Raw genomic sequence first — 26,697 nt, 5'->3', positions numbered from 1 at the left:
CGTTGCTGCGTCGCCACCCGCCGCCCCCGGGACCACGAGTGCAGCCTGGCCTGCACGGGTGGCGCTGGCTCTGGTGCTATGATAGGGGCGATCCAGGACCCGCACGCGCACGGTCCATCGCCCTCACCGCGGGCGGGCGAGTGAACCGATCGCAAGCCGATGCATCGAATCGGGAGTAGTCAATGACGAGACCGATGCGCGACGCGCCCCGCACGTGCCTGTGCTTGGAACCGTCCGCCAGGCCCATGATCCTTGACACGCACCACTTTCCTGGCGCCAAAGCCAAGCGGTAACCGCCGCTTGGCTGCCAGGTCGTCTCACCACGGAGTCCCGTATGGCGCGAATACTGATACTGGGTGCCGGCATCGCCGGTCACACGGTGGCCCGCTACCTCAATAAATGGGCTGGAAAGGAACACCAAATCATCGTGGCCTCCCCGAAACCCAAGTGGAATTGGATTCCATCGAACATCTGGGTCGGCGTTGGCGAGATGACCGAACGCCAAGTCACCTTCGATTTGGCACCGATCTACCGCAAGATCGGCGTCGAGTTTCACCTGGCCCGCGCCCTGTCGATCCATCCGGAAGGGGGACCGGACAGCAACACCCCGTACGTAACCATCGAGTACACGGATCCACAGAAGGTGGGGGAGACGGCTCGCATCGGCTACGACTATCTGGTCAATGCGACGGGCCCCAGACTCAACTTCGATGCGACACCGGGCCTGGGACCGGAAAAGGGTTACACGACTTCGGTCTGTACGCCGGATCATGCCAAGGACGCGAATGAGCGCCTGCAGGCGGCGATCAAGGCAATGCAGGCCGGACAGCGTAAGACCCTGGTCGTCGGTACCGGCCATGGCCTTTGTACATGCCAGGGAGCGGCCTTCGAATACATTTACAACATCGATCACGCCTTGCGCGAGGCGAGGGTTCGTGACAAGGCGCGCATCGTCTGGCTCAGCAACGAATACGAGCTGGGCGACTTCGGCATGGGTGGCGTCCATATCAAACGCGGCGGCTACATCACGAACGGCAAGATCTTCGCCGAGTCCCTGATGGTCGAACGCGGCATGGAGTGGATCACCCGCGCCCACGTCACCCGGATCGAACCCGACCGAATCCATTACGAGCTGCTCGACGGGACCATGCACGAGATCGAATACGATTTCGCGATGCTGATCCCGCCCTTCGCCGGGGTTCCGCTCGAGGCCTTCGACAAGGCCGGTAATGAGATCACCGAACGCCTGTTCGCCCCCAACGGTTTCATGAAGGTCGACGCCGACTATCGGATCAAGCCTTATGAGGAGTGGAGCAAGGACGACTGGCCGAGAACCTATCAGACACCCGAGTACAAGAACATCTTCGCGGTCGGCATCGCGTTCGCGCCGCCGCATCTGATCAGCAAGCCGATGAAGAGCGCGAACGGCACGCCGATCAACCCGACACCGCCTCGCACCGGCATGCCCTCGGCCAGCATGGGCAAGGCCGTCGCCGCAAGCATTCGAGACATGCTGAACGGCGCCGCGGAACCGACGCACACGGCATCGATGGCCGAGATCGGGGCGGCCTGCGTCGCATCGACGGGCTCGCACATCTTCAAGGGCACCGCGGCCACGATGACGGTCTTCCCGGTGGTGCCCGACTACGAGAAATACCCGGATTACGGCCGCGACATGGACCTGACCTTCGGTGAGGTCGGGTTGGCCGGGCACTGGATGAAGTACATCCTGCATCATGTCTTCATCTATCAGGCCAAGCTGCGACCCGGCTGGTCGGTCTTGCCCGATTGACGATCACGCCGGGCTTTTCGCTCCTTTCCATCGACTTTTGCGCGAGACATCCATGGCCGTCAAGAATCGAGAGCCCTATCAGCAGGCCTACTATCCGCCCGTCCCCACGCGGTTCACCAAGTACATGCGAACCTCCGTCATCTGGCAGTTCGTTCGCTTCATCGTGATCAACCTCAAGATCTTGAAGCTGATGCGCCGCAGCCATTAGGACCAACGCAAGGATCGGATCGACGGCACGGCGACCCGGTCAGGGGACCTGCCGCCTCGAGATGAGGACCCATGGCACCGCGGCCGGCGAGATCCGTCAGCCAACGCGGCTTCGCTGCCCAGGGCTGGCCCTCTGAAGGGGACCTTGAAAAATTGCCATCCGGGCAATTTTTCAAGACGCGAAGCGAAAATGCGATTTCCGCTTCGCTTCATTTTCAGTCGCTTAGGCGACTGAAAATGGCGGGGCATCCTTGCCCCGCGCGGGCACCTCGAATTTTTCAAGGTGCCCTGAAGCGGCGATTGCAAAGGGCGCAGGCCGGGCGTAGCATGCGCGTAGCCTTCGCCGATGTGGCGGGGGTTCTGGTCATCCAGCCGGATGCGGTCCCTGCGCGATCCCTGATCGGGGTCCTGGCCGCTTTCCTAGAGGGGATGTCGGGCCCATGCCGATGCAAGGGTTCGACCGTTCAAACGCCTTCCTCATTCGTATCGATGCTCGCATCAATCCTCGCATGGCCTTGTCGCGACATGTCGTGAATAGATCCTTGTAGGCTCGGCGGCGAGATCCCTCTCGCCGACGGTCGCACCAACCCCATGTGAAGAGCGTCGGGACGATCGATATCACCCCTATCCCGGACGCGTAGCGCCGATGCCTGGTATCGGCCGGACCGCTCCCGTTGCTGGACCGTCCGCATTTCGCCAAACCAACGAAGAAGGTGACAGTTATGGATACGAAGCTTTTAGTCCTGTTGTGCGCAGCCTGGGTGGTATTCGCCGTCGTGTTTTTCAGCGGCTGGTCGGATGAGTGGATTCCAGGTGCCCAGTCGTCAGCGACCGAGACACGCTGACGAGCCGCGCTCACCCCAACGAGCCTTTGCGAGCGGCCCCGGCCAGAGTGGCCGGGGCCGCTCGCGCCCACGCTTGCGGATCCCCGCGAGACGGCGGGAACCGGCTGGCCCGTGCGTCCGAGGCCGAGCGCATCCGCTGTCTCGTCCCGGCCGGACTGTCTCTCAAGCTCGACGCGCCGGCAGGAACACCGGCTGGCCGTCGACCTCGCCGGCCACCAGAGTCTGACCGAAAAGCCGCTCCAAGGCCGTCGGGACCAGCATGGCCCGGGCCGCCCCCCAACAGGCCGCGCCATCGGGATAGAGGAACAGCAGATGGTCGCAGTAGCGAGCGGCTAGATTCAGATCATGCAGCGACATCACCGCGGCGCGACCTGTCTGGACCAGCCCGCGGACCAGATCCAGGACCGCGACCTGATGGTGAAGATCCAGATGGTTGGTCGGCTCATCGAACAGGAACAGCGCCGGATCCTGGGTCAAGGCCGTCGCAATGGCCAGCCGCTGACGCTCGCCGCCGGACAGGGTGTCGAGCGCGCGACGCTCGAATCCCCCGAGACCGACCCGGATCAGGGCCGAGCGCGCCGCGGCATAGTCGGCCGCGGTCTCCATCTGCCATGGGCGGAGGTAGGGATGACGACCGATCAAGGCCGTTTCGAGAACCGTCGCCGGAAAGCCATCATGGCGATCCTGGAAGACCAGTGCCAGGCGCTGGGCGACGACCCGCCGGGGCATCTCCGTCATGGGTTCGCCATCGAGCCACAACTGGCCACGCCGGGCGGGTCGTAGTCCGGCCAAGGTATGCAGCAACGTCGTCTTGCCCACCCCGTTAGGGCCAAGCACCCCCCAACAGGAACCGGCGCGAATGGGCAGGTTCAAGGGCGCGCCATCGCCACGCTCGGGGATATCGATGACGAGATCACGGGCTTCGAGCAGCGCAGACCCGGCGGTCAACCCGATGGACCCGGTCGGCGCGACGCGCATCGTCGGCCCCCACGCTACATCCATCAGCGGCTCCGGTGCAGCAGATACAGGAACACCGGCACACCAAGCAGCGCAGTGATGACACCGACCGGCAGTTGCTCGGGCGCCAGCAGGGTCCTGGCCATGGTGTCGGCAAGGGTCAGCAGGGTTCCGCCGGCCAACGCCGCAGCTGGCAAGATCAGCCTTTGATCGTTGCCGATCACCAGGCGCAGCAGGTGCGGCACGATCAGTCCGACGAAGCCGACCGTGCCGGCCAGGGTCACGGCGACCGCCGTGACCAGCGACGCGGACAGGTAGAGGCTCCATTCCAACGGCCGCACCGCGACCCCCAATGCGGCCGCCTGCAAGGGTCCGCGGGCCAATACGTTCAAGGTCCGCCCCATGGGCCAGGCCGCCAACAGGACCAGGATCAGCACCAGCCAAGCGAGACGCGGATCCCGCGCGTGGGACAGGTCGCCCATCAACCAATAGAGCATGCCGGGCAGTTCGCTGTTCGGGCTGACCGCCAACAGAAAGCTGATCACGGCCCCCCACCCGGCGGCCACCACGACACCGGTCAACAACAGACGCGCGGGCGTCCAACTGCCGGTGCCATGGGCCAGCCCGAAGACCAGCAGCGTCGAGGTCAAAGCGCCGACGAATGCCGCACCCGACACGATCGCGAGGCCGAGGCCAGCGAGCATCGCGAGCAGGGCGCCGACGGCCGCCCCGCCGGATAGACCCAGGACATAGGGATCGGCCAGCGGGTTGCGCAACAGCACCTGCATCAAGGCCCCGGCCAGTGCCAACAGCCCACCGGTGGCGAACGCGGCCAAGGCGCGCGGCAGACGCAGTTGCCATACCAGGACCTGGTGAAGCGGATCCCCTCCGCCGAGCAGCACCGCCGCCAGATCGGACGGGGTGATCGGTACGCTGCCGATCGCAACCGCCGCGATCAGACTGGCCAACGAGGCCGGTATCAGCCAGATCAGGATCCGGCCGGCCGACACCGGAGCGATCACCAGCTGTCCTCGGCGCGCCGTGCCCGGGCCGTTTCCAGGTGGTCACAAACCTGTTGCGCACCAAGCAGGATCCTCGGCGTTGGCCTCTGCAGCAGCGACGGCGCAATGAAGAACAGGTTGTCGCGGCGCACCGCGGTCAATCCGGTCCAGCGGCGCCAGTCATTCAGCCAATCCGGCCTGTCCTCACCCATGCCACCGCTGACGATCACCTCGGGATCAGCCGCCAGAACCGCCTCCAAATCGAGGCGCGGGGCCAGACTCTCGAGATGCCCAACGATATTCCTGCCGCCACACAGCCGAATCACGGCATCGATCAGGTGGGTCTCATTCACACTCATCAAGGGCTCGTCCCACACCTGGTAGAAGACCCGAACCGGAGGCCGCGCGGCGTGACGTTCGCGCAACCGATCGAAGCCGGCACGCACTTCCTGTGCCCGAACCCGGCCCTGCTCAGGCCGCCCGGCAAGGACGGCCAAACGCTCCAGGCTGCTAGCGAGGTCCTCCAGCGCGCGGGGTTCGCTGTAGTAGAGCGTCAACCCGAGATGTTCGAGGCGCTCGGTCTGCGCGCGGGGGTTTCCGCTGTGCCAGGCGACGACCAGATCCGGCCGCAACGCGATGATCCGCTCCAGATCGAGCTGATGATAACCGCCGATCCGTGGAATCGACAGCGCGCTCGGCGGATGATCGCTGAAGCTGACGGTCCCGACGATCCGTTCGCCGACGCCGATCTCGAACAGGTTCTCGGTGACGTGCGGGGCGAGGCTGACGATCCGCTCGGCCGGTGTCGACAGCGTGACGATCCGGTCCAAATCATCGGTCACCGTGAGGGGCGACGTCGCCGAGCGGGCCATCGGGGCCAACAGCAGCGCCACCAGCAGGAGGAATGAGCCTCCGTTCCGAAGACCGCTTGGGCTCCTCGACATGGCTGTCACGGGAGCGACCAACCGGATGAAGACAGCGCGCGCAATGCACAGAGCCAGAGACGGCACCAGAGGCGGACACCCACACCGAACCCCGTCAGCGAGCAACCGGTAACGACTCCAAGCCCTCGATCAGTTGACCGGGCGCGATCCCATGTCCATCGAACCACCCCTGGTTGACCTCCAGCGCATAACGCGCCGGCGCAGCAGCACAGTGAGTGGCATCGCTCAGGGGCGTCATGTCAGCGATGTTGAGGACCCGGCCCGATGATGAGACGAAGGCGACCGACAGCGGAATCCAGGTGTTGCGCATCCACATACAATGCCGACGCTCGAGCGGGAAAATGAAGAGCATGCCGCGATCGGCCGGCAAGAATTCCCGATGCATCAGTCCAAGCTGCCGACTGGATTCGTCGTAAGCGAGCTCGACGGCGAGTGCAACGGCGCCGACCGAAATCTCCGCCACGCGCGGCTCGGCCGCCACCGAGGCCGGCATTAGGCAGAACAGCACCAAGAACCGCATTAGGCGCCTGGACAATTGGGGCATCGCAATGACTCTCTCCTTCGCCGGTTGTCGATTACCTCCTCGGTACACCGCACTGGCCCGATCTCGAACCAGGGCATGGACCGCACCGTCGGAACCAACGGTGCTCATTATCCCTCAAAATGCGCGCCGGACGGAGATGGTGTGACCGATCCAGGGTTCGCAGTGGCCGACACCGGCGACCGGCATCGACGACTAATTGACGGAACTCGTCGACTCGGCGAGCGCCACTTGCAGGCTCGGCAACGCGGTACTGCGGTAAAAGTGGTGTCGTCCGAGCTGTACCGTCGGCTCGTAGACGGCTGCCCAGTGCGGATCGACATAATTGGCATGGTAGTGCGTGGCCCCGCCGGTCGGGTCATCGAAGGCTCCGAGGAGACTGCGGTACGCAAGATCGCGAGCCTTGTCCCACGCGCGCCGCTCGGTTGGCTCATCGCTCTTGCCATCGCAGTACCAGGAGAACTGGCAACGGTGGAGCCGCGGCCCGCCCTGTTTCACTACGGCGCAGACGGAATCCGGAAAGATCGTTGATTGGACCCGATTCAAGGTGACGGCAGCGACCGCGATCTGACCGGTCTTCGGCTCGGAACGGGCCTCGTGGTAGATGTTGAGCGCCAGACATTCCAACTCCCTCTTCGGGATCGAAGGCGGCTCCGGCTGAGGCGCCGGCTCGACCGAGGCTCGAGGCGACTCGAGCATGGCGACCTCGATCTCGGCCACAGCCGCCCCGGTCACGATGTCCGCATCAGGCGAGGTGATATCGCCGACCAAGACCGTCAGGGCCGCCGCGATGGCGACCGAACGCAAGACAATTGACATGGATCTAATCCGATAAGGGTTACTCCCAATAGCGCTATGATAAAGTCATTGATCTCGGCGAACCATGCAAGGGAACCAATACTTGCCGTCGGCGGCCGTTTTTCGTTGTGGTTCAGCATAGGTTCAGGAAGAGCCGTCTAGAATCGTGTCGATCCTGGCGGAGCAACGTCGCCCCACCTGGACGACGAAGGCGTCGCTCGATCGTGTCAACCTTGACGCCCGGTATGGTAGATTCTTTCGATCATAGGCTTGCTCACCGCCCAGCTGTCACGACTCGATCGGCACTGCTCACAATGAAACGCCTGACCGTCTTGCTCCTCGTCGTTACCCTTACGCTGCTCGGCCAGGTCGTCGAAGCGCGCCGAGACGGCGGGAATAACCGGGGTGGCTTGACCGAACGCCAGGCCGCCGAAGCGGCGCAGCGACAAACCGGCGGCCAGGTTTTGTCGGTGAAGCCCGCGTCCAACGGTTATCGGGTCCGGGTGCTGACCCGGGATGGCGAGGTTCGCGAAATCGTCGTGCCCGATTCGGGGCGCTGACCAGAGACGGAGATCATGCGAATCTTAGTCGTCGAGGATCAGGTGGTCCTGCGCCACCAAGTCTGTCGCCGACTGGCCACGGCCGGCTTCCAGACCCAGGAGACCGGCGACGGGGCCGAAGGGCTGTATCTCGCGACCGAGTATCCCTTCGACGCGGCGATCATCGACCTGGGGCTGCCGAATCTCTCGGGCCTCACCTTGATCAAGCGCGTGCGCGCAGCTGGCAACTTGCTACCGATCCTGGTCCTCACGGCCCGTGATCGATGGCAGGACAAGGTCGAGGGGCTCGAGGCCGGCGCTGACGACTACCTGACCAAGCCGTTCCAAATCGAAGAACTCGAAGCTCGGCTTCGCGCCTTGCTCCGGCGCGCCTTGGCCAGCGCCGTCCACGAGCTTGCCTGCGGTCCGCTCCGGCTCGACCTGAAGGCCCAGCGGGTGTGGGTCGACGAGCGTGAATTGACCCTGACGGCCTACGAGTACCGTCTGCTCGAGCGGTTGGCGAGCCAGCGAGGGCGGGTCTTGTCCAAACAAGAGCTCGCCGATCACCTGTATCCGCACGACCAGGATCGAGACAGCAACGTCCTCGAGGTGTTGGTCGGGCGTCTGCGGCGCAAACTCGACCCGACCGGCGCATTGCATCCGATCGAGACCCTGCGCGGTCGCGGGTACCGGCTGACGCTAGGGACCTGAGCCCGGTGGGCTCGCTGCGCAACCGAATCCTCGTCGCGGCGAGCGCGGTCTTGATCTTGTTTCTGATCCTGACCAGTCTGGCCCTGGAACGGGCGTTTCGCGACACAGCCCAGGCCGCCCGCGAGGAACGGTTGCTGGGCCAGATCTATCTGCTGATGGCGGCCGCCGAATTCGACGACGAAGTCCTGGAGTTCTCTGATCTGTCGACCGAGCCGCGACTCCAACGACCAGGATCGGGGCTTTACGCGGCGGTGCTCGGCCCCGACGGCCAGCTGCTGTGGGAATCCGCGTCGGTGATCGGCGAGTCCCTGGACTGGTCGAATCTCTCGCTCGGACCCGGCGAACAGCGCGCGCACCGGCACCGCAATGATTCGGACAATGGTTACCTGATGAAGAGTTTCGGGGTCGTCTGGGCCATCGGTCCGGTCCCGCAATCGCTGACCTTCGCCGTCGCCGAGGATCTGGCGGCCTTCAATGCGGAGCTGACCCGTTTCCGGACCAGCCTCGCGACCTGGCTTGGAACCATGGCGCTGCTGCTGCTAGCGGCCTTGGTCATCGTCATGCGCTGGGGACTGGATCCGCTGCGCCGGGTCGCCGCCGAGATCAGCGCGATCGAAGCGGGTAACCAATCGCGGCTGCAAGGTCCGTATCCCTCCGAGCTCCAGCGCCTTACCGACAACCTGAACGCCTTGCTCGCCCATGAACGCGCGCAACAGCTTCGGCTCGACCGGGCGCTCGCCGATCTCGCTCACAGCCTCAAGACCCCGCTGGCCGTCCTCAACGCGACGCTCTCCGACAGCGACACGGCGCCACAAACCGCGGCGATCTGGCGTGCGCAATTCCAACAGATCGAACGTCTGATCGATTATCAGCTTCAGCGCGCGCGCTCCGGGGCGGGCGCCGCGGCCGGGCTCGCGGCGCCGATCGCGGTTCATCAAGTCATCGAACGCCTGGCCAGGGTGCTCGTCAAGGTCCACCGCGACAAATCCGTTCGGGTGGCGATCGAATGCGACCAACGGCTCGTCTTTCGCGGCCCCGAGGGCGATCTGATGGAGGTGGTCGGCAACCTGCTCGACAACGCCTTCAAGTGGTGTCGTGCAGCGATCCGGGTCCGGGTGATCGACGAGCGTGGATTGCGCATTCGAATCGAAGACGACGGCCCTGGCATACCGGCGGCGCAGCGCGTTCGGCTGCTGGAGCGCGGGGTGCGGGCCGATGAGTTGATGCCCGGTCACGGCATCGGCCTTGCGGTCGCGCGAGAGATCTGCACGGCCTATGGCGGCGAGGTGCGGATCGCCTCCAGCCCACTCGGCGGCGCCCTGTTCGAGGCTCGGTTCGCGCGCTAAACGACAGCCCGCGCGGCACACCCTCGGGGACGTCACGACTCGCCGTTCGGTGCGATTCTCATCGAACTCCTCGGCCCAGAGAAGGCCATCGGCCGTGTGCGGTAGCCGTTGCCCAGTGCCGAGACAAGATGACACAATGATGTCACTGGGTGGTGTCGCGCCTCGCTCTCGGCGGCATCACGGCCACACACCCGCCGCCACGCTGACCACGATCCCCGTTCATCCAGCCAGAGTCATGCCTGCAACCCGTCGCGCGCCCGTCACGACCGCCATCCTTGTCATCTTCCTCGTCACCAGCTGTGTGAGCACCCCGACGAAGGATCCGGACCTGCTCCCGGTGCGCTGCCTCGATGTACCGGATCTGGATCTCTGTTCGGGCAACCGAGTCGGCTATTACTACGATTACTGGGAGAATCGCTGTCGGCCCTTTCATTATGGAAACTGTCCGCTTCAGGTTCCCTTCGCGACACTGGCCGACTGCGACAAGACCTGCGTCGCGCCCCCGGACAGAGGTTGATCGGCCAGCCTCGGCTCGCGTCACGTCACCGCTGGCAACGGGAACAGAAGAAGCTCGAGCGCTGCCCGATCCGGCGCTGCATGATGGTCCGACCGCAACCCGGACACGCCTGGCCATCACGGCCGTAGACCTTCAGCGACACGGCGAAGTAGCCAGGGCGACCGTCCTCCTGGACGAAATCCCGCAGGCTGGTGCCGCCCTGCGCGATTGCAGCACCGAGCACCGAGACGATCGCGTCGGCAAGTCGCCGGTAGCGCGCGAGCGCGATCCGCCCGGCCGGACGGGCCGGATGAATCCCCGATTGATAGAGGGCTTCATTCGCATAGATGTTGCCGACCCCCACCAGGATCCGCGCATCCATGATGAAGGGCTTGACCGCGAGACGCCGGCCGCGCGCCACCCGGTAGAGGTGATCCCCGGCGAAGCCCGGATCCAACGGCTCGGGTCCCAGGTCACGCAGCAGCGGGTGCCGCTCCGGCGGCTCTGGCGTCCACAACAGCAGCCCAAAGCGACGTGGGTCATGAAACCGCAAGGTCTGACCCGTATCGAGCCGCAAGTCGAGGTGATCGTGCGACCCCGGTGGCATCGACGCCGGGACCAAACGCAGGCTGCCGGACATCCCCAGATGCACCAACAGTGTCCCCTGCTCCAGCTCGAACAGCAGGTACTTGGCGCGACGGCGCACCGCGAGGATGCCTTGGCCCGCGACCATCCTCTCGGTGTGATCCGGGATCGGATAGCGTAGTCGGCGATCGCGGACCGACAGGGCCAGGATCCGCGCGCCCGTCAGGTGCGGCCGCAGGCCTCGGCAGGCCGTCTCGACCTCGGGCAGCTCCGGCATCGTCAGGCCCTATCGGTCCTGTTGGACGCCGTCGCGGAGTGCCGGCGCGACGGTCGACCAGCGGCACCCCGTCGTCGACTGAATCGCCGTGTATTCAGGGCTTGTCGCGACGAGGCAATGCGGGCACCGAGACAACCATCGATGCTCGGAACCGGGCCTGGTCAGGATCGACATCCGCCCGGAAAGGGCCACCGCACGCACCCGTTCGGCGATCGGGGATCAGTAGACCCAGGGGATGAATTTGCGCACGCGGCGCGCATATCCGGGATACTCTGGATGACGCTCGGTCAGCCAACGCTCCTCGCGCGAGGCCTTGTAGTTGAAGAACAGGAAGCCGACGACCAGGACCGCCAGATGCGACAGGCTCAGGTTGACGACGACCCAGCCGAGGGCGGCGAAGAGTTGGCTGCTGTACAAGGGGTGACGCACGATCCCATAGATGCCGCGCTGGACCAGGCGGCTGTGGTCGACCGGATACGGCAGCGGCGTGATGTACTCACGTAGATGCATCGAGCCCAGGCTGCCGAGAATCAGCGCGATCACCCAGGTGACGATCAGCACGGCCCAGCGCACGGGCTCCAGGGCCGCATACAGGTCCGCGCTGGCCAGCGGATTCCACACCGGCGTCAGGATGAAGCCGAACAGCAGCGCGAACTGGATCACGACCAGAACTTCGCCGCGGCGGCCGTACCAGGGTTTGGGGTCTTGCACGTTTGAATCCTTCATGGTCTTCGCTGTAACGGGGTCGGACATCGCGAACCGCGTCGCGGTGCACCGGTCATCGCGGGGTCACCGAGTCAGGCTGAGGTGGCGCGCCTTTCGCGGCGCCGCAACCAGACCTCGAGACCCTGGGCGTTCAAGGCAATATCGACACTGAACAACCTGAGCAGCTCCTCGTCGCTCAGGGTGACGCCGTGATCGCGCGCCCGGCCGAACAGATTCGCGGTCACGGCCTGCTCCAGGCGGGACTGACGGGCGGCATCGGCGCGCCCCTCTTCGGCCAGCGCCAGCGCCGCGAGATCGCGGATATTCTGACGCAGGCCGTCGACCAGGCCCGCAGGATCCTCGATCCGGCCATAATGGGTCAAATAGACCTCGCGCGGCGACAGGGCCATGATCCGATCGAGGCTTTCGAGCCAGACCTCGGGGTCGAAGGCCACCGGCGTCGTCGGGGCGAACAGCAAGGGGCCCTGGTCCGTATCGAACTCCCGGTACGAGATCCCGAAGGTGTCACCGGTGAACAGGCCCTGCGTCGTCGCGTCGAACAGGCAGCCATGGTGATTCGCGTGGCCCGGTGTGTCGATGAAGGTCAAGGTGCGACCGGCGAGGTCGATCGCCATCCCGTCGTCAGCGACCCAGACCCGTTCCTCCGGGACCGGGACCAGTTCGCCGAAGTCGCGCGCGAAGGCCTCCTCGCCGTAGACCTGCATGGCCCCGGCCATGAGCTTGGCCGGATCGATCATGTGCGGCGCGCCTTTGGGGTGAATCACGAGCCGCGCATTCGGACAGGCTTGCATCAACTGGCCGGACCCACCGGCGTGATCGAGATGCACGTGAGTCGGAATCACATAGTCGACCGCCGAGGGGTCGAGCCCGAGCTCGCCGATCAGCGCCAGCAACGCCGGCGCCGTGCGCGCGGTCCCGGTATCGACGAACGCCAGCCGATCGCCCTCGCGAACCAGATAACAGGCGGCCAAACCATGACGGTACAGGCCGGTCTCGACGCAGTAGATCCCATCGGCGACCTGCTGGAAGGGTGGCAACTTCATCGTCGTCTCCGTCTCATTCGATATTCAGATAGATGGGCGCTGCGTCACGATGGTCAATCCGGATCGAAACGGTAGCCGAGCAGCGCGATGTCGCGCGCGAAGTGACGAGCGATCAACGCGGCCGTGTCATCGTCGTAATAGGACCGATAATCGGTGGTTCGGTCCGCCGCTCGGCGACGATGCGGCAAGCTCGGCGTCGGGATCCCGATCCGGTCGCAGGCGATCCTGAAATCCTCGGCGAGACGCTCGTAACGGCCAACGAAGTCGACGAGGGTCCGGCCATCGAGGTCGATCAGATAGTCGCTCTGGCGTTCGATCGAGGTATCCAGGTGATACTGATAAGGCCGCTCTGGATCGAGCTTCCAGCGCAGGAAGTCGGCGAAATCCTGATGCCCGCCCAGGAACTGCGGCCGCTCGCGGCGGATGTGATGGAAGGAGCTGACCTGCAGGTCCCAGGGGTTGCGAACGAACGCGAACTTGAACAATGAATCGAAAAACTCTCGCGGCAACAGCTCCTTGGCGGCGATCACCTTGGCATGGCGCGGCAGCTTGATCGCGAGGCGATGGCCGCTCAGGTGACTGAGGCGGCTGCACAGAAACTGGGCCGGGTACCAGGGGTCGCGCCAGCGCCGGCCCTCGAGGGCCGCGCGCACGCTCGTTCCGCCGGTCTTGGCGATGTGGACGAATAGGAACCTGTGTCGAACCGAGAGCAGCATGGCGCGGCATTCTATCAGTAGCGCGGTCGGTTGGCCCCAATCCCCTTTCCGGCTAGGATAACGAAAAGGCCGTTTTCTCGACCTCGAGGACCATCTGGATGCCCCGCCTGCCCGCTGAATGGGAACCGCACAGCGCCGTCATGCTCACCTGGCCGCACGACGAGACGGCCTGGCGTCCGCAACTCGCGCAGATCGAGGGGCTCTACACGGAACTCGCGGCGGCGATCGCGGCATACGAGCCGGTGCTGATCGTCTGCCGCGACGCCGCCCATCGCGAGCAGATCGCGGCGCGTCTCGACGCGGCCGACATCCCGTCCCGGCAGCGTCATCTCGCATTGGCCCCGAGCAATGACACCTGGACGCGTGACCACGGTCCGCTGACGGTCCTCGACGGGGACCGGCCCTTGCTGCTCGATTGCCGGTTCAACGGCTGGGGCGCCAAGTTCCCGGCCGGGCTCGACGATCGGATCACGCAGGTCCTTCACCAGGCCGGGGTCTTCGGCGACATCCCGCTGAGGCAGCAGGACCTGGTTCTCGAAGGGGGCGCCATCGACACGGACGGCGACGGAACCCTGCTCGCGATGACCCGCACCCTCGTGGATCCGAAACGCAACCCGCACCTGACCCGCGCCGCGATCGAGGCGCGTCTCGCGGAACTGCTCGGCACGCGGCGGGTCCTGTGGATCGAGGAGGGCCAGCTCAGCGGCGACGACACCGACGGCCACATCGACACGCTGGCCCGGTTCTGCGCCCCGGACACGATCGCCTACGTGCAGTGCCAGGATCCGAACGACACGGATTTCCCGGGCCTGGCCGCGATGGAGCGGGAACTGCAAGGGCTCCGCCAAGCCAGCGGCGCCCCGTATCGGCTGGTCCCCTTGCCCTGCCCGGCGCCCGTGCTGGGTCAGGACGGCCAGCGGCTAGCCGCCAGCTACGCCAACTTTTTGATCATCAACGGGGCTGTCTTGGTCCCGGTCTATCGGGATCCGGCCGATCAGACGGCGCTTGCACGGATCGCAGACCTGTTCCCCGGACGCGAGGTCCGGCCTTTGGACTGCCGCCGCTTGATCGAACAGGGCGGCAGTCTACACTGCGCGACGATGCAGCTGCCGACCGCCGTGCGCCTACCGGGAACGCATCGCGCGTGACGGCTAGTGATCGCCCCGAAAGCCGTCGCGCGGCTTGGGCATCCGCGAGTCGCTGTCGTTCGAAGGCCCTGCCTTTCACAGCCCGCCCGGCCCACACCTATCGAGGAGGTCACCCACGAATGGTTCAGGCGCAAGCCAGCACCCTGATTCGCCGCCCGACCGACCAGGTCTTCGAGTTCGTCGCCGACAACTTCCACCGGAACTACCGCCACTGGTCACCGGAGGTCGTGGAATTCGAGGTGCTTTCCGATGGTCCGATCCGACCCGGCTGGATAGCGCGACAGGTGCGCGTCGACAAGGGCCGGCGCACGAGCGCCCGGTTTCGCGTCAGCCATTACCAGGCTGGCGAGCGGCTCGCGTTTCAGGGGATCGACAAACCCTTCTTCGTCGAGTACCGCTTTGCGCCGATCCACGTCCACACGCGAGTCGAGTTCCGATTCGAGCTACAGCGGCTCGATCTGATGTGGCGCCCCTTCGAACGAGTGATCCGGATGGCCGTTCGGGACGGGGCCGAATCCCTGGTCCGCAATCTCAAGCAGGTCGTCGAAGCCGAGATCGCGGCAACGCCGGATGAACGGCAGGCGGCAGCGCGGCCACCGATCGTTTGATCCGTCAGCCGACCCGCTGCTCCGCCGCGAGCGTCTCCCACACCAGTTCCCGATTCCAGGACAGCGGTTCGGGACTGTAGAGGGCCTTTTCCAGTAACGCGATCTGTCCCTTGAGCGGCTCCTGGCAACGCAACACCAGGCGGGCGATGTTGCCGGGCGGGTCGTGCGGCCAACGCAGACGCGACCAAGCCAGCAAGGCCTCGCGTGCGGCCGGCGCATCCCCGGCCTGGTAAGCTATGCGGACCGCATCGATCGCCTTCGACCAGGGATCGGCGGGCGCCGACGGCCGCAGGTCGGCGACCATGGCGGCCGGCGCGACTGGCGGCCGGCGACCGCGCCACCACAAAAACAAAGTGACGGCCCAGGCCAATGCCAGCAGGGCACTGTACCAAATCCAGGCGCCTGGCAGCCGCCCCCCGTCACCCGTCGGGGACTCGGCGCCGGCAACAGACGACCCATCCCGATCCGGCCATCTGGGTATCGGTTCGACCGGCGGCGGACCAAGCCAACCGGACCCGGGCAGCGCCGGGACCGGCCGGGGCGGAACCGGCGGGCCGACCCAGGGGTCCGCCGCGGTTGGCGCCCTGGGATCGACGGCCTCGGTGACCCTGAGCCGAAGCGGCCGTGTCACGGATGCACCGACCGGGATCGGCGGGATCTCGATCTCACCAGTCTGCCGCGGCAACAGCCTCAGCGATAGCCGATAGCGGGTTTGGCGCTGCCCATCGATGACGGAGATCGAGCTCTCCTGGCGCCGATCGATGATCACGAAATCCTCGTCGAGCACGGTCAGATCGGGCCGCCCGGCAAGCTCGCCTTTGATCTCGAGGATCAGTTCGACCGGGCGATCGCGAGGGGTCGTCGTCGCCGACAACCAGACATCGACGTCGGCCGCCGCGGCTGCCGCCCAGCCCGCCACGACGATGAGCGAGGCGCGCGCGGCCCGCCTCAGGCCGCTGTTCGCACCGAACAGGCCATCAGCAGTCGTCATGACTTGCACGCGCGTGAATCGATCGCGTCATGCCGGGAACGACCCCATGGGCTTGTGGCGAGGCACCGCCGGTGATTACCGAAATGTCGACCCTGAACAGTCGGTGCCGCCCGCGCAGGCCAGCCAGTACGGTGGGCGAAGCCAATCGAAACATGTGCGGACGCGTATCTCACGCCTCGTCTCGGAAATGGTCATAGCCGCTCCTCGCGATAGGCCAGAGGGCGCCGTCCGGCTGCGACGCCCGCAATCCCGGCTCGGAGGTGACGCACCCGATACGGGTCAGGGGACACCGCGCTTCGAGCGCGACGGCCTCGATGCGCCCGCTGTGGGCAGCCGGCGCCGTGAAACAGAGTTCGTAGTCATCGCCCGCCGCGAGCGGCAGATCCCAGCCCGCGCCATTGGCAAGTGCCTCGGCCACGTCGGGGCTCAGCGGCAGCGCGGCGAGCTCGACCGACGCCCCAACGCCACTGGCCTCGAGGATATGGCCGAGGTCCGCGGCGAGCCCATCGGATACATCGATCATCGCGTGCGCAAGGCCGCGCAACCGAAGCCCGATCGCGACCCGCGGGTCGGGGCGCTCGAGCCGACGACGCAGCGGCTCCGAGACCGGTGCACCGGCCTGGATCCGGCGCAACGCGAGCCCCGCATCACCGAGGTGACCGGACACCCAAACCTGGTCGCCCGGGCGAGCACCGGCCCTCCTGATCGCCTGTCCGGGCGCGACCAGCCCATGGACCTGGACCGTGATGGCCAGCGGTCCGCGGGTGGTATCCCCGCCGACCAGCGCCACGCCGTGGGCCTTGGCCAGACGACCGAGACCGTGCGCGAAGGCCGCAACCCAGGCCGGGTCCGCCCCCGGTAGGGTCAGCGCGAGGGTAGCCCAGGCCGGTCGCGCGCCCATCGCGGCCAGATCGCTCAGGCCGACCGCGAGCGCCTTATGACCCAGCGCCTCCGGGTCGCAATCGGCGAGGAAGTGCACCCCGGCCACCAGCGTATCGAGACTGACGGCGAGCCACTGGTCCGCGCCAAGGTCGAGCAGGGCACAATCGTCGCCGACCCCGAGCACGACATCGGTCCGACGCGCGCCGAGCCCGGCGAAATAGGTGCGGATCAGATCGAATTCGGACACAGCACCTCCCCGACTCGCCGTCACCCGCTGGGTCAACCGGTCCCGGGCGCGCGCGCGGCCCGTGCGAGCCGGTCGAGCACGCCGTTGACGTAACGATGGCCCTGCTCGGCACCGAACAGCTTCGCTAGATCGATCGCCTCGTTGATCGCGACTTGATAGGGCACGTCGGGACAGAACAAGAGTTCGAACGCACCGAGCCGCAGGATCGCGCGCTCGACCGGATCCACCTGGCTGAGCGGTCGATCGAGGGCCTTGGCCAGCTCCTCATCGAGGGTCGGCTGCTCGCGCGGCACACCACCGATCAGGCGTTCGAAGAGCGCCGTGTCGTAGCGGTCGCGGGCGACAGACCCGCTCTCGACTTCGGCATCGGCGTCATCGCGCAACGACCTGGCGACCTCGGTCAGCCACTCCGGGTCGTCGGCGAAGTGACGGGCGATCTCCGACGGACCCTGACCCGTGACCTGCCATTGGTAGAGTGCGAGCACCGCATAGCGGCGCGCGAGGCGGCGGGGACTGACCATCTCAGCCGAGCGTCCGCAGCAGATCGACCATCTCGATCGCGGAGAGCGCCGCTTCGGCGCCCTTGTTACCGGCCTTGGTGCCGGCCCGCTCGATCGCCTGCTCGATGGTGTCGACGGTCAGCACACCGAAGGAAACCGGGACGCCATGCTTCAGGCTGACATGCGCCAAACCCTTGACGCATTCACCGGCGACATACTCGAAATGCGGCGTCCCGCCACGGATCACGGCACCGAGGGCGATGATCGCATCATAGCGGGCCTGCGCCGCGATGCGTTCGACGACCACCGGCATCTCGAAGGCGCCCGGCACCCGCACGATCGTCAGGTCCGCATCGGCGGCCCCGTGACGGCGCAGCGCATCGAGGGCCCCAGCGAGCAGCGGCTCGACGACGAAGCTGTTGAAACGCGACACGACCAGGCAGAAACGGGCCTGATCGACCCGCAACTGGCCCTCGAGGGTGGCGATGGACATCAAATGAAACCTCCGGTTATCGTCTGGCTCAAGGTGGCAAGGACCCAGGTCGCGCCGTGACCCCTCAGTGCGCCCTCAGTGCGGATCCCCGCCCAGGTACTCGACGACCTCCAGATCGAATCCGGAGATGCCGTGCATCGCCTTCGGCGCGCTCATGACCCGCATCTTGCCGACGCCGAGGTCGGCGAGGATCTGGGCGCCAATCCCATAGGTGCGCAGCGCATGGCGATCCTGGCGACGCGGCGGCACACGGTCGTCCTGGTCGTGGTACTGAAAATCGCGCAGCCGCGCAAGCAGATCCGCCGCGCTATCGCGATTGCGCAACACCACGATGACCCCCTCGCCCTGATCGGCGATCTGGCGCAGTGCATCGCGCAGCGGCCAGCCGCACGCCGAGTGTACCGTGTCGAACAGGTCGCACAACGCATTCTGCAGGTGCACGCGCACCAGCGTCGGGCGATCCGCGGCGATCTCGCCAAGCGTCAAGGCCAGATGGATCTGGTTGTCGATCGTGTCGCGATAGGCGACGGCCCGGAAGGTGCCGTATTCGGTCGGCAGATCGCACTCGCCCTCGCAATGGACCGTTTTTTCGTTGCTGACGCGATAGTGGATCAAGTCCGCGATGGTGCCGATCTTCAGGCCATGGGTCGCGGCAAAGACCTCGAGGTCCGGCCGCCGCGCCATGGTGCCGTCCTCATTGAGGATCTCGACGATCACGGACGCCGGCGACAGACCCGCGAGGCGCGCGAGATCGCAGCCGGCCTCGGTGTGGCCGGCCCGCACCAGCACCCCGCCGGGTTGGGCCATCAGCGGAAACACGTGCCCCGGCTGGACCAGATCCTGCGGCACCGCGCCCGGGGCCACCGCGGCGCGGATCGTCGTCGCGCGGTCGGCCGCCGAGATGCCGGTCGTGACGCCGACCGCCGCCTCGATCGACAAGGTGAAAGCCGTCGAACGCGGGGCGTTGTTGTCGGTGACCATCAGCGGCAGACGCAGGCGCTCGCAGCGCTCCTTGGTCAGGGTCAGACAGATGAGCCCCCGCCCGTACTTGGCCATGAAGTTGATCGCCTCGGGCGTCACCCGGTCCGCGGCGAGCACCAGGTCGCCCTCGTTCTCGCGGTCCTCGTCGTCCATGATGATGACCATCCGGCCGGCACGCAGATCCTCGATGATCTCTTCAGTCGAATTCAGGGACATGACAAAGGCGACAGATCGCTCGGATTAGCGCGGGAAACCAATTAGATTAGCAGACCCGACACTTGTTCGTCATACCCACGAAGACCGCGCCTGTTCAAGGCCACGGATCCTCGTCCGGCGACGGCGGCCGCGCATCGATCAGGGCCGGTGGCAGCGGGCTTTCGTCGAACAGATAACGCAGCCTGAGATCGACGCGATCCCACTGGCGACCATCGCGACTGACCAGGAAGCGCAGCGGCGCGCCCTCTGTCGGCTGGACTTCGACCCGATCGCCGGCGAGCGACGATGAATCGAGCGGCACGATCGAGCGCGCCGGGCGATCCCCGAGGGCGCGAACGGCGGCCAAGGTCAACGGCTCGCCATTGAAGGTGCCGTGTGCCGGCGTGAAGTCTGGCGGCCACAAGCGCCGATCCAGGTACTCCAGGGCCGAGGCGTTCAACCAGGGGTCGAAGCGATCCTCGATCAGATAGACCCGTTCGCCGACGCCCACGTAACGCCAACCCGTGACCGGGTCCGTGACACCGAGACGCAGGCGCGTATCGTCCAGGATCAGGGCGACCCGCGGAGGTTCGAGCCCGAGGCGTCTCATGCCCGCCGCATCGACCGGCAGGACATCCCGCACCTGGGCCTCGGCGAGCGTCAGCAGCCGCGTAACACGACCGCGGTCGGCGGCGACCTCGTAGGGCACGGTCATCCACCAATCGGCCTGATCGCGAACGAACAGGAGCCGTTCGCCGTTGCGCTCGAGCTGGACCGAATGGATCTGCGACGGCACCAGCGCCGTCAAGGGCCGGCCAATGGGCTCATGGGCCAGCTCCCGGTGCACCAGGACTGCCAACGCCAAGACCAGCAGCAGCAGTCCCAGATTGCCCAGCCAACGGTGCCTGATCATGACCGCATCCGATCTTAAAGATGAACACTCGACATCGACCCTTCGAGCGCCCTACGGGTCGTCGCGTCCGCGCTGCCAACGTACCACCAGCCCCACGAACAGGAACAGGGCCGGGGCTCCCGCCAGGGCACCGACACCGATCAGAAGTCGCTCGCGCGTCGACAGATCGATCGCCGGGCCCGTCGGCGCCGCTCGGGCGACCGCGACCCGCCCATCCTGAGCCGTCAGCCAGTGGACGATCCGGATCCCGAGGTCACGATGGTGACCAGCGTCCAGATGCACGTTGCTCAAGAAATCGCCGTCACCGGCAACGACGACGCGCTGCCGGTCGGCCCCGCCCACGGGATCCGGTCGCGACAGCGCGAGCAGGACCGGGAGCGGACCGCGTTGCTCGCCGAGGGCCGCGTCCGGCGTCAGCACGCCGCGCAACGGCCCCGTTTCGTTCCAACTGTTCGGGCCCGTGGTCAAGGCCGTCTCCAACGTCCAGTCCGGCCCGACATCGGTCTTCAACGCAAGCGCGCCCGGCATCCAGCTCGCGCGCGTGAGACCGACCGTCAGAGGATGATCGGGATAGTCAGCGATCACGGCGACGCCAGGCCCCGCGAGGCCCAACTCCTCGGCCGCGACATCGACGATGACCCCGGGTCGGGTCGCGATCCCGAGGTATCCGGCCAAGGGTTCCAAGCCGGTGGCCTGATCGGGGTCCATCAGCCAGAGCAGTCGGCCCCCTCGATCCAGGTAGTCGATCAGGTGCGCGACCTCGCCCGGGAAGGGCGCGATCGCCGGCGCCGTCAACAGCACCAGATCGGCATTCTCTGGCACCGCGCCCTCGAGCGCGAGATCGAGCGGACGCAGCCGGTAGCCGCGCTCGCGCAGCGCCCGCGCGAAGCGATCGAGGTCGCGACCCTCACCGCCGGCGAGCGACCGCTCGCCATGCCCCTCGATCACGGCGATCCAGCGTGGCGCATCGAGAGAACCGCCGACCAGTTGCCGGATCGCGGCGGTCACGGCAGCCTCGCTCAGCTCGGTGACCGTCTCGCCGCGCCCCTGGTACTCGACGCGCATCTCGCCGATGCGCGTGACCCCCGCGGCGCGCGCCTCCTCGGGAAACAGTCGCGGATCACGATACTCGAGGATCAGGTCCGGCAAGGCCTGGCGAAAGGGCGCCAGGTGGCGCGCGACGGACCGAGCCAACGGACGTCCAGGATCGACGAAGACCTGAATCCGCAGCGGGCCGGTGACCTGGGCGAGGACCGCTTCGCTTTCCTCGCTCAACCGATTGAGCCCGGCACCGCTCAGATCCCAGGCCTGGTCGTGACGCGCGACGAGCCATCCGGCGAGGACCACCGCGATCGCCAACAGCACAACGAACACCAGATCAGCGAGCGACTGGGACAGACGCGCCGCGCGCGAGCGCCAAGCTAGCTGCCGGGGGCTCATGCGAGCCTCATGTTCGCCAGGCGGCGGTGGGCCAGCGCCAGGAAGAAGGCGCTCAGCAACACGAAGTAGACGAGATCGCTGACGCGCACGACACCGCTCAGGAACCAGAAGAGGTGCTCGTTCCAGGACAGCCACTCGAACAATGAGACCTCGCCGGGCTCGATCCCGCGCGCCCGCCCGATCACCGACAGCGTCAACAAGACCCCATAACCGGCGACGGCGGTCGCGACCGGCTGATGGCTCAGGCTCGACGCGAACAGCCCGATCGCCGCGAACGAGAGCAGTGTCAGCCACAGACCCAGCATGCCCGCCGCCAACAGACCGGCGTCCAACTCGGCGACCATCGCGACGAGCCCGATCAGGATCAGCGGCGGCAGCAACTGAAGGCTCATCATCGCCGACAGCGCCAGATACTTGCCGAGCAGGATCGTGACCAGTGGCACCGGTGCCGAGGCCAGCAGCGCATAGGTTCCATCGCGACGCTCGCCGCTTAGGCTGCGCATCGCAAGCAGTGGCGCCGTGAACAGCGCGAGCAGGGCCGCCACCGAGAACAGGTTCAGGCTGAGTTCGAGACTGAGCCCGGTGACGCGCGCGGTCGCCTCGATCCCGGTAAAGCGTTCGAGGACCTGGAGCAGGACCCAACCCAGGATGAACTGGTGAAGGCCGAGCAGGATCCACAGGGCCGGACCCTGCAAGGCCGCGCGCAGGTCGCGCCACGCGATCGCGCCGAGCGGCCCGAAGCCGACCCGCGCGATCGCGCCCGCCGCTTCGAAACGCGGCCCGGGTTCGGTCATCATCGAGTCACCTTGCCGCCCAAGCCATGGAAAAGGGCCATGATAACCAAATCCTCCTGCCCTTTTTCACGGATCCGGCCTGCTTGCCCGAGCACTCCGCGTCCGCGAGACGCCGCCCTTGTCCGAACGGCTCGGCTTCGCCACTTGGCCCGCGGGCTCGCGCGCCGATCCCAACCAGATCCCGGCTTCGGTTATGCTTGCCGACGGCGGGTTCCGAGTCACCTTCATCCGTGGCTTAACCACCGTCTCGAACCACTCATCCGGTGCGTAGTGGTGATAGGTAACCGTTCAGACCCCCTTCGAGGCTGCATCTACTTGTTTTATTAGAATTTATTTTCGGTCGACTTTCGGCGGGCTCGGTGGCTAGCAACAGCCAGATACCATAAATCAATGGGATACGAGCGCAGAAACCATCTACCTCATAAGTTCTTGCATCCGTAACCCACTGAGATTACAGCTAGCGAGGGGGGGGGTCTGAACAGTTACTCTCCGTTCCGATTCCAAGGATCTGGTTTTAACTTGACACGACAAGGCTCAATACTCGGCTCGCGGCTCACGATGACCCAGGCGGGCCTTCCACCCGCTAGAACACGCGGCCTTGCCAGGCCGCACTATCACCGTAACTCCCTTAAAATTCGTCGGGTACGGCAAACTGAATGCCGTGATAGATGTCGGCTAACGCCAACGAATCGTCGATCGAGCCCAGCGCTACCGTCTCTTCCGGTTTCTGATAGACGTGCAAAATCCATTCTTCATTGGCCGTGCGGCGAAAGTGCTCGACCAACATCTGCTGCGAGTCGACGAGTAAATAATCCTTCAGTGTGGGGATGCTGCGATAGAGCTTGAACTTGTCGCCACGATCATAGCTGCTAGTGTTTGGCGAGATGACTTCGATGATCAGAACCGGGTTGAGCAGCGTCAGTCGGTTATCTGTCAGATGAGGCTCGCCGCAATACACAGATATATCGGGATAGGTATCCAGTCCAGACGGCGTACGAACGCGCATATCACTGTTCATGGGGCGGCAGCCCTTGGTGCTCGGGCGGGCATTCAGAAGCGATGCAATCTGCACTGCTATGGCGGAGTGCTCAAATGTTCCGCCGGTCATGGCAAAGATCTCGCCATTGAAGAATTCGTGCTTGATCTCCGAGGTCTCTTCAAAGGCCAGATATTCCTCACGGGTCATGCGCTGGGCGGCGCTTTGCATCGGATTGCTCCTGACAAGGGTTTGCCTGCATTCTAACGTTTCCGCTAGACGGTGAAAGGGGAAGCTGGTGTCAGGTCTGACGACCGCGCGAACGGTGCGGCTGATGCGAGACTATGGGGTCGGGTCTGGCCTTGTGGCATTTCGCTTCTCCGAGACAATGCCGGGTCGGTCTGTGCCCGGCTCTGCCAGACGTTCCGCAGGGGTCGGCGTCAGCAGCAGTTTGCACACCGCCTGAATGGCTGCGTCGCGCGCGAGCGCCTGGCGCTGGCCGTCGCTGAGCGGCAGGTCGGCGCTGTCGATAACCCAAAGCCCGCTCACCTTGCGCGCCGTGAGTTGGCCGTTTTGGATCAGATAAGGTACCTGCCGCCGGGTCTTGCCCAAGCGGTCAGCGTCTTCACTGGATGCTCAGGTGCGTTTGGCGGATAGCGCTCCCATCCTGGTACCGATAGAGGCTTGATCGATGACGTGCAGGGATGACGTCGGATCCTCGATCAAAGATGATTCCCGCGGTCGGCCGTCACGGCCCGGGGCCGGCACACCCTCGGCCTGACCCGGCCCCGGTCGGTGCTAGGCGGACACCCGAGCCGCGCCACCCCCGGAGGACCTGTGCGTGCCGACCTGCACTCTCTGGTACCGCCGCTCGGGCGCTGGGATCTCGACGAACGGCTGTTGCGGATCGCGCGTCAGGATTACTTCCTGCGGCATGCCCCGCGCCAGACCGGCAAAGCCACCTGCCTGTTGGCGCTGATGGGGTACCTGAACCGCGGCGGGCGCTCTCGGGCGGTCTCGGTCTATCCGACATCGACGGCGCGCAAGTCTCCGGCGAAGGTATCGGCCGCGACGTAGCGGCGATCTGCGGCGTCATCGGACGCTCGGTGCGGTATGCCGTCGCGGATGCGCGGGCCGAGGAAGTGGGCGCTTCCTGCCTGCCTCCAGGCCGGAGGTTCGCGCGTTGACCCTGGCCTTTCGCCTCTTGCACGACGCTGTCGAGCCTGTAGGCTGGTGGAGCGTTCCGCGAAGCCCCAGTGGAGCCTGACCCGGATGAGCCAGACCGCGACCGTCTTTCCCGTCAGAATCGATACCTACCTGCAAGGCGAGCTCGGCAGTGAGAGTCGCCACGAATACGTCGCCGGCCAGACCTTCATGATGGCCGGCGCCGGCGAGAGGCACAGCCGGATCGCCGGTAATCTGTTCTTCCACCTGCGTGGAGCGATCCGCGGTACGCCGTGTGGCGTCTTCGTCAGCGACATGAAGGTGCGGATCACCGCGCACGACTCCTTCTATTATCCAGACGTGCTCGTGACCTGCGATCCGAGCGACCGTGAATCGCTCAACAAGACGACACCCTGTCTGATCGCCGAGGTGCTTTCACCCGCGACCGAGATCATCGACCGGCGCGAGAAGCTGATCGCGTACCGGACGCTGCCGTCACTGCGCGACTATCTGTTGATCTCGCAGGACAGCCGCCGCGTCGAGCGTTATTACCGCGACGCGGCGGGCCACTGGACCCACGAGATCATCGAGGACGGCGGCTTGCAGATCGTCTGCGGCGACCTCGATGTGGCGCTGACGCTCGCCGATCTCTACGAGGACGTCGTGTTCGAGGACTGAAACTTGAACTTGATTCACTTGACCGCCAGCCGCAACCACGCGGCGTCGCGCGCGCGTCGGCGAGGCTCGGCCGTCGGCACGGTGCTGTTGTGTCTGCTGCTGGCCGCTTGCTCGCGGCCGATGCTCGCGCCTCTCTCTGACGAAGCCGTGATCCTGGCCTTCGGCGACAGCCTGACACTCGGCGTCGGAGCCGATCGATACGGATCAGGCTTGATCGCCCGCCTCGCGACCCATGCTGGCGAGGAAGACCTGCTCGAGGTCGGTGCGTTCCGGCGTCAGCTCGTGAAGGCCCCAGCCGGCGCCGACGATTTGGCGCACCAGTTCGGCCGGCTCGACGCCGGTCTGGAGCCGGACCCGGTAGCCGCCGGCGGGATCCAGCTCGGCGCAAGCGACCGCCGGCAGGGGTTCGAGCGCTGAGCCGCCGGGGTCCGGCGCCACGCCGACCCGGTACCAGCGTCCGTCCGGCGCCGTGTCTCCGAGCCGTCCCGCATGGACCACGCGACCCTGCTTCAGGATCAGGACCTGATCGCAGACGGCCTGCACCTCCGGGAGCTGGTGGCTCGAGAGCACCAGCGTGTGGTTCGCGCCGAGATCGCGAATCAGATCGCGGACCTCGCGGATCTGAACTGGATCCAACCCATCGGTGGGTTCGTCGAGCAGCACGAGCGCTGGCTCGTGCAGGATGGCCTGCGCCAGACCGGTGCGCTGTCGGTAGCCTTTCGACAGACGCCCGAGCAGGCGCCCGCCGACGCCCTCCAACCCGCAGCGGCGCTTGACCCGCGCCAGCGCTGGCGCCACCGCGGCCCGCGGCATGCGGCGCAGCCGCGCGCAGTAGGTCAGGTACTCATCGACGCGCATGTCCAGATGCAGCGGCGGCCGTTCCGGCAGATAGCCGATGTGGCGCCGCGCGGCCAGCGGCGCGCGCAACAGATCCTGGCCGAGGATCGTCACGCGGCCCGCGCTCGGCGCCAGGTTGCCGCTTAAGATCTGCAAGCAGGTGGTCTTGCCGGCCCCGTTCGCACCGAGCAGGCCCAACACGACGCCGCGTGCCAGCGCGAAGGAGACATCGGCCAAGGCCGGTCGCCCACGATAGTCGCGGGCCAGCTGTTCGACACGGATGACTTCATCCATCATGGGCGGACGATACAATATACGCCTGGGTT

Annotated in this window: 30 protein-coding genes; 10 read left to right on the top strand and 20 right to left on the bottom strand. The window is 65.9% G+C overall.

What is annotated here, in order from left to right; all coding sequences use genetic code 11:
- Positions 1–334 precede the first annotated feature (334 nt).
- Positions 335–1,792 (top strand): NAD(P)/FAD-dependent oxidoreductase, encoded by a 1,458-nt coding sequence (locus tag ABC977_RS05300; RefSeq protein ID WP_369666200.1) that lies wholly within the window; start codon positions 335–337, stop codon positions 1,790–1,792.
- A gap of 52 nt (positions 1,793–1,844) precedes the next feature.
- Complete coding sequence (locus ABC977_RS05295) at positions 1,845–2,000, top strand: hypothetical protein (RefSeq protein WP_369666199.1); 156 nt, start codon at positions 1,845–1,847, stop codon at positions 1,998–2,000.
- Between the two features lie 1,006 nt (positions 2,001–3,006).
- On the opposite strand, the gene ABC977_RS05290 is transcribed toward ABC977_RS05295, so the two are convergent.
- The 5 genes from ABC977_RS05290 to ABC977_RS05270 form a co-directional block, all read right to left on the bottom strand.
- A complete protein-coding gene (locus ABC977_RS05290; RefSeq protein ID WP_369666251.1) occupies positions 3,007–3,822 on the bottom strand; it encodes an ABC transporter ATP-binding protein in 816 nt (271 codons plus the stop codon).
- 23 nt (positions 3,823–3,845) lie between these two features.
- Positions 3,846–4,796: a FecCD family ABC transporter permease gene (locus ABC977_RS05285; RefSeq protein ID WP_369666250.1), complete on the bottom strand. Its 951-nt coding sequence runs from the start codon at positions 4,794–4,796 to the stop codon at positions 3,846–3,848.
- A gap of 23 nt (positions 4,797–4,819) precedes the next feature.
- Entirely contained in the window at positions 4,820–5,746 is a 927-nt protein-coding gene (locus ABC977_RS05280; protein ID WP_369666198.1) for a cobalamin-binding protein, read from the bottom strand.
- Positions 5,747–5,840: 94 nt separating this feature from the next.
- The gene (locus tag ABC977_RS05275; protein WP_369666197.1) at positions 5,841–6,209 is read right to left on the bottom strand and encodes a DUF192 domain-containing protein; all 369 of its coding nucleotides are present in this window, start codon (positions 6,207–6,209) and stop codon (positions 5,841–5,843) included.
- Positions 6,210–6,482: 273 nt separating this feature from the next.
- Complete coding sequence (locus ABC977_RS05270) at positions 6,483–7,106, bottom strand: cell wall hydrolase (RefSeq protein ID WP_369666196.1); 624 nt, start codon at positions 7,104–7,106, stop codon at positions 6,483–6,485.
- A 293-nt stretch (positions 7,107–7,399) separates the two neighbouring features.
- Here ABC977_RS05270 and ABC977_RS05265 point away from each other — a divergent pair, with 293 nt between their 5' ends.
- From ABC977_RS05265 to ABC977_RS05250, 4 genes are all read left to right on the top strand, one after another.
- On the top strand, positions 7,400–7,645 hold the full coding sequence (locus ABC977_RS05265) for a PepSY domain-containing protein (RefSeq protein WP_369666195.1): 246 nt from the start codon (positions 7,400–7,402) through the stop codon (positions 7,643–7,645).
- A gap of 15 nt (positions 7,646–7,660) precedes the next feature.
- Entirely contained in the window at positions 7,661–8,335 is a 675-nt protein-coding gene (locus tag ABC977_RS05260) for a response regulator transcription factor (protein ID WP_369666194.1), read from the top strand.
- A gap of 5 nt (positions 8,336–8,340) precedes the next feature.
- Positions 8,341–9,681, top strand: a complete 1,341-nt coding sequence (locus ABC977_RS05255) for an ATP-binding protein (RefSeq protein WP_369666193.1) — start codon at positions 8,341–8,343, stop codon at positions 9,679–9,681.
- Positions 9,682–9,916: 235 nt separating this feature from the next.
- Entirely contained in the window at positions 9,917–10,198 is a 282-nt protein-coding gene (locus ABC977_RS05250; RefSeq protein WP_369666192.1) for a BPTI/Kunitz-type proteinase inhibitor domain-containing protein, read from the top strand.
- A gap of 25 nt (positions 10,199–10,223) precedes the next feature.
- On the opposite strand, the gene mutM is transcribed toward ABC977_RS05250, so the two are convergent.
- The 4 genes from mutM to ABC977_RS05230 all read right to left on the bottom strand — a co-directional run bounded on the left by mutM (position 10,224) and on the right by ABC977_RS05230 (position 13,524).
- Positions 10,224–11,039 (bottom strand): bifunctional DNA-formamidopyrimidine glycosylase/DNA-(apurinic or apyrimidinic site) lyase, encoded by an 816-nt coding sequence (mutM, locus tag ABC977_RS05245; RefSeq protein WP_369666191.1) that lies wholly within the window; start codon positions 11,037–11,039, stop codon positions 10,224–10,226.
- Between the two features lie 219 nt (positions 11,040–11,258).
- Complete coding sequence (locus ABC977_RS05240; protein ID WP_369666190.1) at positions 11,259–11,750, bottom strand: methyltransferase family protein; 492 nt, start codon at positions 11,748–11,750, stop codon at positions 11,259–11,261.
- Between the two features lie 86 nt (positions 11,751–11,836).
- On the bottom strand, positions 11,837–12,808 hold the full coding sequence (locus ABC977_RS05235; protein WP_369666189.1) for an MBL fold metallo-hydrolase: 972 nt from the start codon (positions 12,806–12,808) through the stop codon (positions 11,837–11,839).
- A 53-nt stretch (positions 12,809–12,861) separates the two neighbouring features.
- Positions 12,862–13,524 carry a sulfotransferase family 2 domain-containing protein gene (locus tag ABC977_RS05230; RefSeq protein ID WP_369666188.1) on the bottom strand — a complete coding sequence of 221 codons (663 nt, stop codon included), beginning with the start codon at positions 13,522–13,524 and terminating at the stop codon, positions 12,862–12,864.
- Between the two features lie 98 nt (positions 13,525–13,622).
- On the opposite strand from ABC977_RS05230, the gene ABC977_RS05225 reads away from it, so the two are divergent.
- Together ABC977_RS05225 and ABC977_RS05220 are read left to right on the top strand one after the other, a co-directional pair.
- Positions 13,623–14,672, top strand: a complete 1,050-nt coding sequence (locus tag ABC977_RS05225) for an agmatine deiminase family protein (RefSeq protein ID WP_369666187.1) — start codon at positions 13,623–13,625, stop codon at positions 14,670–14,672.
- Positions 14,673–14,791: 119 nt separating this feature from the next.
- Positions 14,792–15,280 (top strand): SRPBCC family protein, encoded by a 489-nt coding sequence (locus ABC977_RS05220; RefSeq protein WP_369666186.1) that lies wholly within the window; start codon positions 14,792–14,794, stop codon positions 15,278–15,280.
- A 4-nt stretch (positions 15,281–15,284) separates the two neighbouring features.
- Here the strand turns inward: ABC977_RS05220 and ABC977_RS05215 are convergent, their stop codons facing one another.
- The 10 genes from ABC977_RS05215 to ABC977_RS05170 form a co-directional block, all read right to left on the bottom strand.
- Positions 15,285–16,271 (bottom strand): BatD family protein, encoded by a 987-nt coding sequence (locus ABC977_RS05215; RefSeq protein ID WP_369666185.1) that lies wholly within the window; start codon positions 16,269–16,271, stop codon positions 15,285–15,287.
- A gap of 169 nt (positions 16,272–16,440) precedes the next feature.
- Positions 16,441–17,400: a thiamine-phosphate kinase gene (thiL, locus tag ABC977_RS05210; RefSeq protein ID WP_369666184.1), complete on the bottom strand. Its 960-nt coding sequence runs from the start codon at positions 17,398–17,400 to the stop codon at positions 16,441–16,443.
- 32 nt (positions 17,401–17,432) lie between these two features.
- Positions 17,433–17,921, bottom strand: a complete 489-nt coding sequence (gene nusB, locus ABC977_RS05205; protein ID WP_369666183.1) for a transcription antitermination factor NusB — start codon at positions 17,919–17,921, stop codon at positions 17,433–17,435.
- A 1-nt stretch (position 17,922) separates the two neighbouring features.
- Positions 17,923–18,393, bottom strand: coding sequence for a 6,7-dimethyl-8-ribityllumazine synthase (ribH, locus tag ABC977_RS05200; RefSeq protein WP_369666182.1), 471 nt, complete (start codon positions 18,391–18,393; stop codon positions 17,923–17,925).
- Positions 18,394–18,468: 75 nt separating this feature from the next.
- On the bottom strand, positions 18,469–19,590 hold the full coding sequence (gene ribBA, locus ABC977_RS05195) for a bifunctional 3,4-dihydroxy-2-butanone-4-phosphate synthase/GTP cyclohydrolase II (RefSeq protein WP_369666181.1): 1,122 nt from the start codon (positions 19,588–19,590) through the stop codon (positions 18,469–18,471).
- Between the two features lie 94 nt (positions 19,591–19,684).
- A complete protein-coding gene (locus ABC977_RS05190) occupies positions 19,685–20,482 on the bottom strand; it encodes a DUF4340 domain-containing protein (protein ID WP_369666180.1) in 798 nt (265 codons plus the stop codon).
- A gap of 51 nt (positions 20,483–20,533) precedes the next feature.
- Positions 20,534–21,922 carry a GldG family protein gene (locus ABC977_RS05185; RefSeq protein WP_369666179.1) on the bottom strand — a complete coding sequence of 463 codons (1,389 nt, stop codon included), beginning with the start codon at positions 21,920–21,922 and terminating at the stop codon, positions 20,534–20,536.
- Complete coding sequence (locus tag ABC977_RS05180) at positions 21,919–22,719, bottom strand: ABC transporter permease subunit (protein ID WP_369666178.1); 801 nt, start codon at positions 22,717–22,719, stop codon at positions 21,919–21,921. Before ABC977_RS05180 ends, ABC977_RS05185 begins: the two co-directional genes overlap by 4 nt.
- Before the next feature lie 625 nt (positions 22,720–23,344).
- Positions 23,345–23,923 (bottom strand): Uma2 family endonuclease, encoded by a 579-nt coding sequence (locus tag ABC977_RS05175; RefSeq protein WP_369666177.1) that lies wholly within the window; start codon positions 23,921–23,923, stop codon positions 23,345–23,347.
- A gap of 111 nt (positions 23,924–24,034) precedes the next feature.
- Complete coding sequence (locus ABC977_RS05170) at positions 24,035–24,304, bottom strand: P-loop NTPase family protein (RefSeq protein ID WP_369666176.1); 270 nt, start codon at positions 24,302–24,304, stop codon at positions 24,035–24,037.
- A 225-nt stretch (positions 24,305–24,529) separates the two neighbouring features.
- Here ABC977_RS05170 and ABC977_RS05165 point away from each other — a divergent pair, with 225 nt between their 5' ends.
- Positions 24,530–24,769, top strand: coding sequence for a hypothetical protein (locus tag ABC977_RS05165; RefSeq protein ID WP_369666175.1), 240 nt, complete (start codon positions 24,530–24,532; stop codon positions 24,767–24,769).
- A gap of 195 nt (positions 24,770–24,964) precedes the next feature.
- Entirely contained in the window at positions 24,965–25,534 is a 570-nt protein-coding gene (locus tag ABC977_RS05160; RefSeq protein ID WP_369666174.1) for a Uma2 family endonuclease, read from the top strand.
- A 204-nt stretch (positions 25,535–25,738) separates the two neighbouring features.
- On the opposite strand, the gene ABC977_RS05155 is transcribed toward ABC977_RS05160, so the two are convergent.
- Positions 25,739–26,668 (bottom strand): ABC transporter ATP-binding protein, encoded by a 930-nt coding sequence (locus ABC977_RS05155; protein WP_369666173.1) that lies wholly within the window; start codon positions 26,666–26,668, stop codon positions 25,739–25,741.
- Positions 26,669–26,697: the final 29 nt, after the last annotated feature.

Origin of the sequence: Thioalkalicoccus limnaeus, from assembly GCF_041197575.1 — a bacterium.
Lineage (GTDB): Bacteria > Pseudomonadota > Gammaproteobacteria > Chromatiales > Chromatiaceae > Thioalkalicoccus > Thioalkalicoccus limnaeus.
Note: the sequence above shows the minus strand (reverse complement) of the source record. Positions and strands in the feature narration are given on the sequence as shown.

Coding starts and splice junctions, on each gene's coding strand:
- ABC977_RS05300 (WP_369666200.1), top strand. CDS start 335: ATGGCGCGAATACTGATACTGGGTGCCGGCATCGCCGGTCACACGGTG.
- ABC977_RS05295 (WP_369666199.1), top strand. CDS start 1,845: ATGGCCGTCAAGAATCGAGAGCCCTATCAGCAGGCCTACTATCCGCCC.
- ABC977_RS05290 (WP_369666251.1), bottom strand. CDS start 3,822: ATGCGCGTCGCGCCGACCGGGTCCATCGGGTTGACCGCCGGGTCTGCG.
- ABC977_RS05280 (WP_369666198.1), bottom strand. CDS start 5,746: ATGTCGAGGAGCCCAAGCGGTCTTCGGAACGGAGGCTCATTCCTCCTG.
- ABC977_RS05270 (WP_369666196.1), bottom strand. CDS start 7,106: ATGTCAATTGTCTTGCGTTCGGTCGCCATCGCGGCGGCCCTGACGGTC.
- ABC977_RS05265 (WP_369666195.1), top strand. CDS start 7,400: ATGAAACGCCTGACCGTCTTGCTCCTCGTCGTTACCCTTACGCTGCTC.
- ABC977_RS05260 (WP_369666194.1), top strand. CDS start 7,661: ATGCGAATCTTAGTCGTCGAGGATCAGGTGGTCCTGCGCCACCAAGTC.
- ABC977_RS05250 (WP_369666192.1), top strand. CDS start 9,917: ATGCCTGCAACCCGTCGCGCGCCCGTCACGACCGCCATCCTTGTCATC.
- mutM (WP_369666191.1), bottom strand. CDS start 11,039: ATGCCGGAGCTGCCCGAGGTCGAGACGGCCTGCCGAGGCCTGCGGCCG.
- ABC977_RS05235 (WP_369666189.1), bottom strand. CDS start 12,808: ATGAAGTTGCCACCCTTCCAGCAGGTCGCCGATGGGATCTACTGCGTC.
- ABC977_RS05230 (WP_369666188.1), bottom strand. CDS start 13,524: ATGCTGCTCTCGGTTCGACACAGGTTCCTATTCGTCCACATCGCCAAG.
- ABC977_RS05225 (WP_369666187.1), top strand. CDS start 13,623: ATGCCCCGCCTGCCCGCTGAATGGGAACCGCACAGCGCCGTCATGCTC.
- ABC977_RS05220 (WP_369666186.1), top strand. CDS start 14,792: ATGGTTCAGGCGCAAGCCAGCACCCTGATTCGCCGCCCGACCGACCAG.
- ABC977_RS05215 (WP_369666185.1), bottom strand. CDS start 16,271: ATGACGACTGCTGATGGCCTGTTCGGTGCGAACAGCGGCCTGAGGCGG.
- nusB (WP_369666183.1), bottom strand. CDS start 17,921: ATGGTCAGTCCCCGCCGCCTCGCGCGCCGCTATGCGGTGCTCGCACTC.
- ribH (WP_369666182.1), bottom strand. CDS start 18,393: ATGTCCATCGCCACCCTCGAGGGCCAGTTGCGGGTCGATCAGGCCCGT.
- ribBA (WP_369666181.1), bottom strand. CDS start 19,590: ATGTCCCTGAATTCGACTGAAGAGATCATCGAGGATCTGCGTGCCGGC.
- ABC977_RS05190 (WP_369666180.1), bottom strand. CDS start 20,482: ATGATCAGGCACCGTTGGCTGGGCAATCTGGGACTGCTGCTGCTGGTC.
- ABC977_RS05185 (WP_369666179.1), bottom strand. CDS start 21,922: ATGAGCCCCCGGCAGCTAGCTTGGCGCTCGCGCGCGGCGCGTCTGTCC.
- ABC977_RS05180 (WP_369666178.1), bottom strand. CDS start 22,719: ATGATGACCGAACCCGGGCCGCGTTTCGAAGCGGCGGGCGCGATCGCG.
- ABC977_RS05175 (WP_369666177.1), bottom strand. CDS start 23,923: ATGCAAAGCGCCGCCCAGCGCATGACCCGTGAGGAATATCTGGCCTTT.
- ABC977_RS05160 (WP_369666174.1), top strand. CDS start 24,965: ATGAGCCAGACCGCGACCGTCTTTCCCGTCAGAATCGATACCTACCTG.
- ABC977_RS05155 (WP_369666173.1), bottom strand. CDS start 26,668: ATGATGGATGAAGTCATCCGTGTCGAACAGCTGGCCCGCGACTATCGT.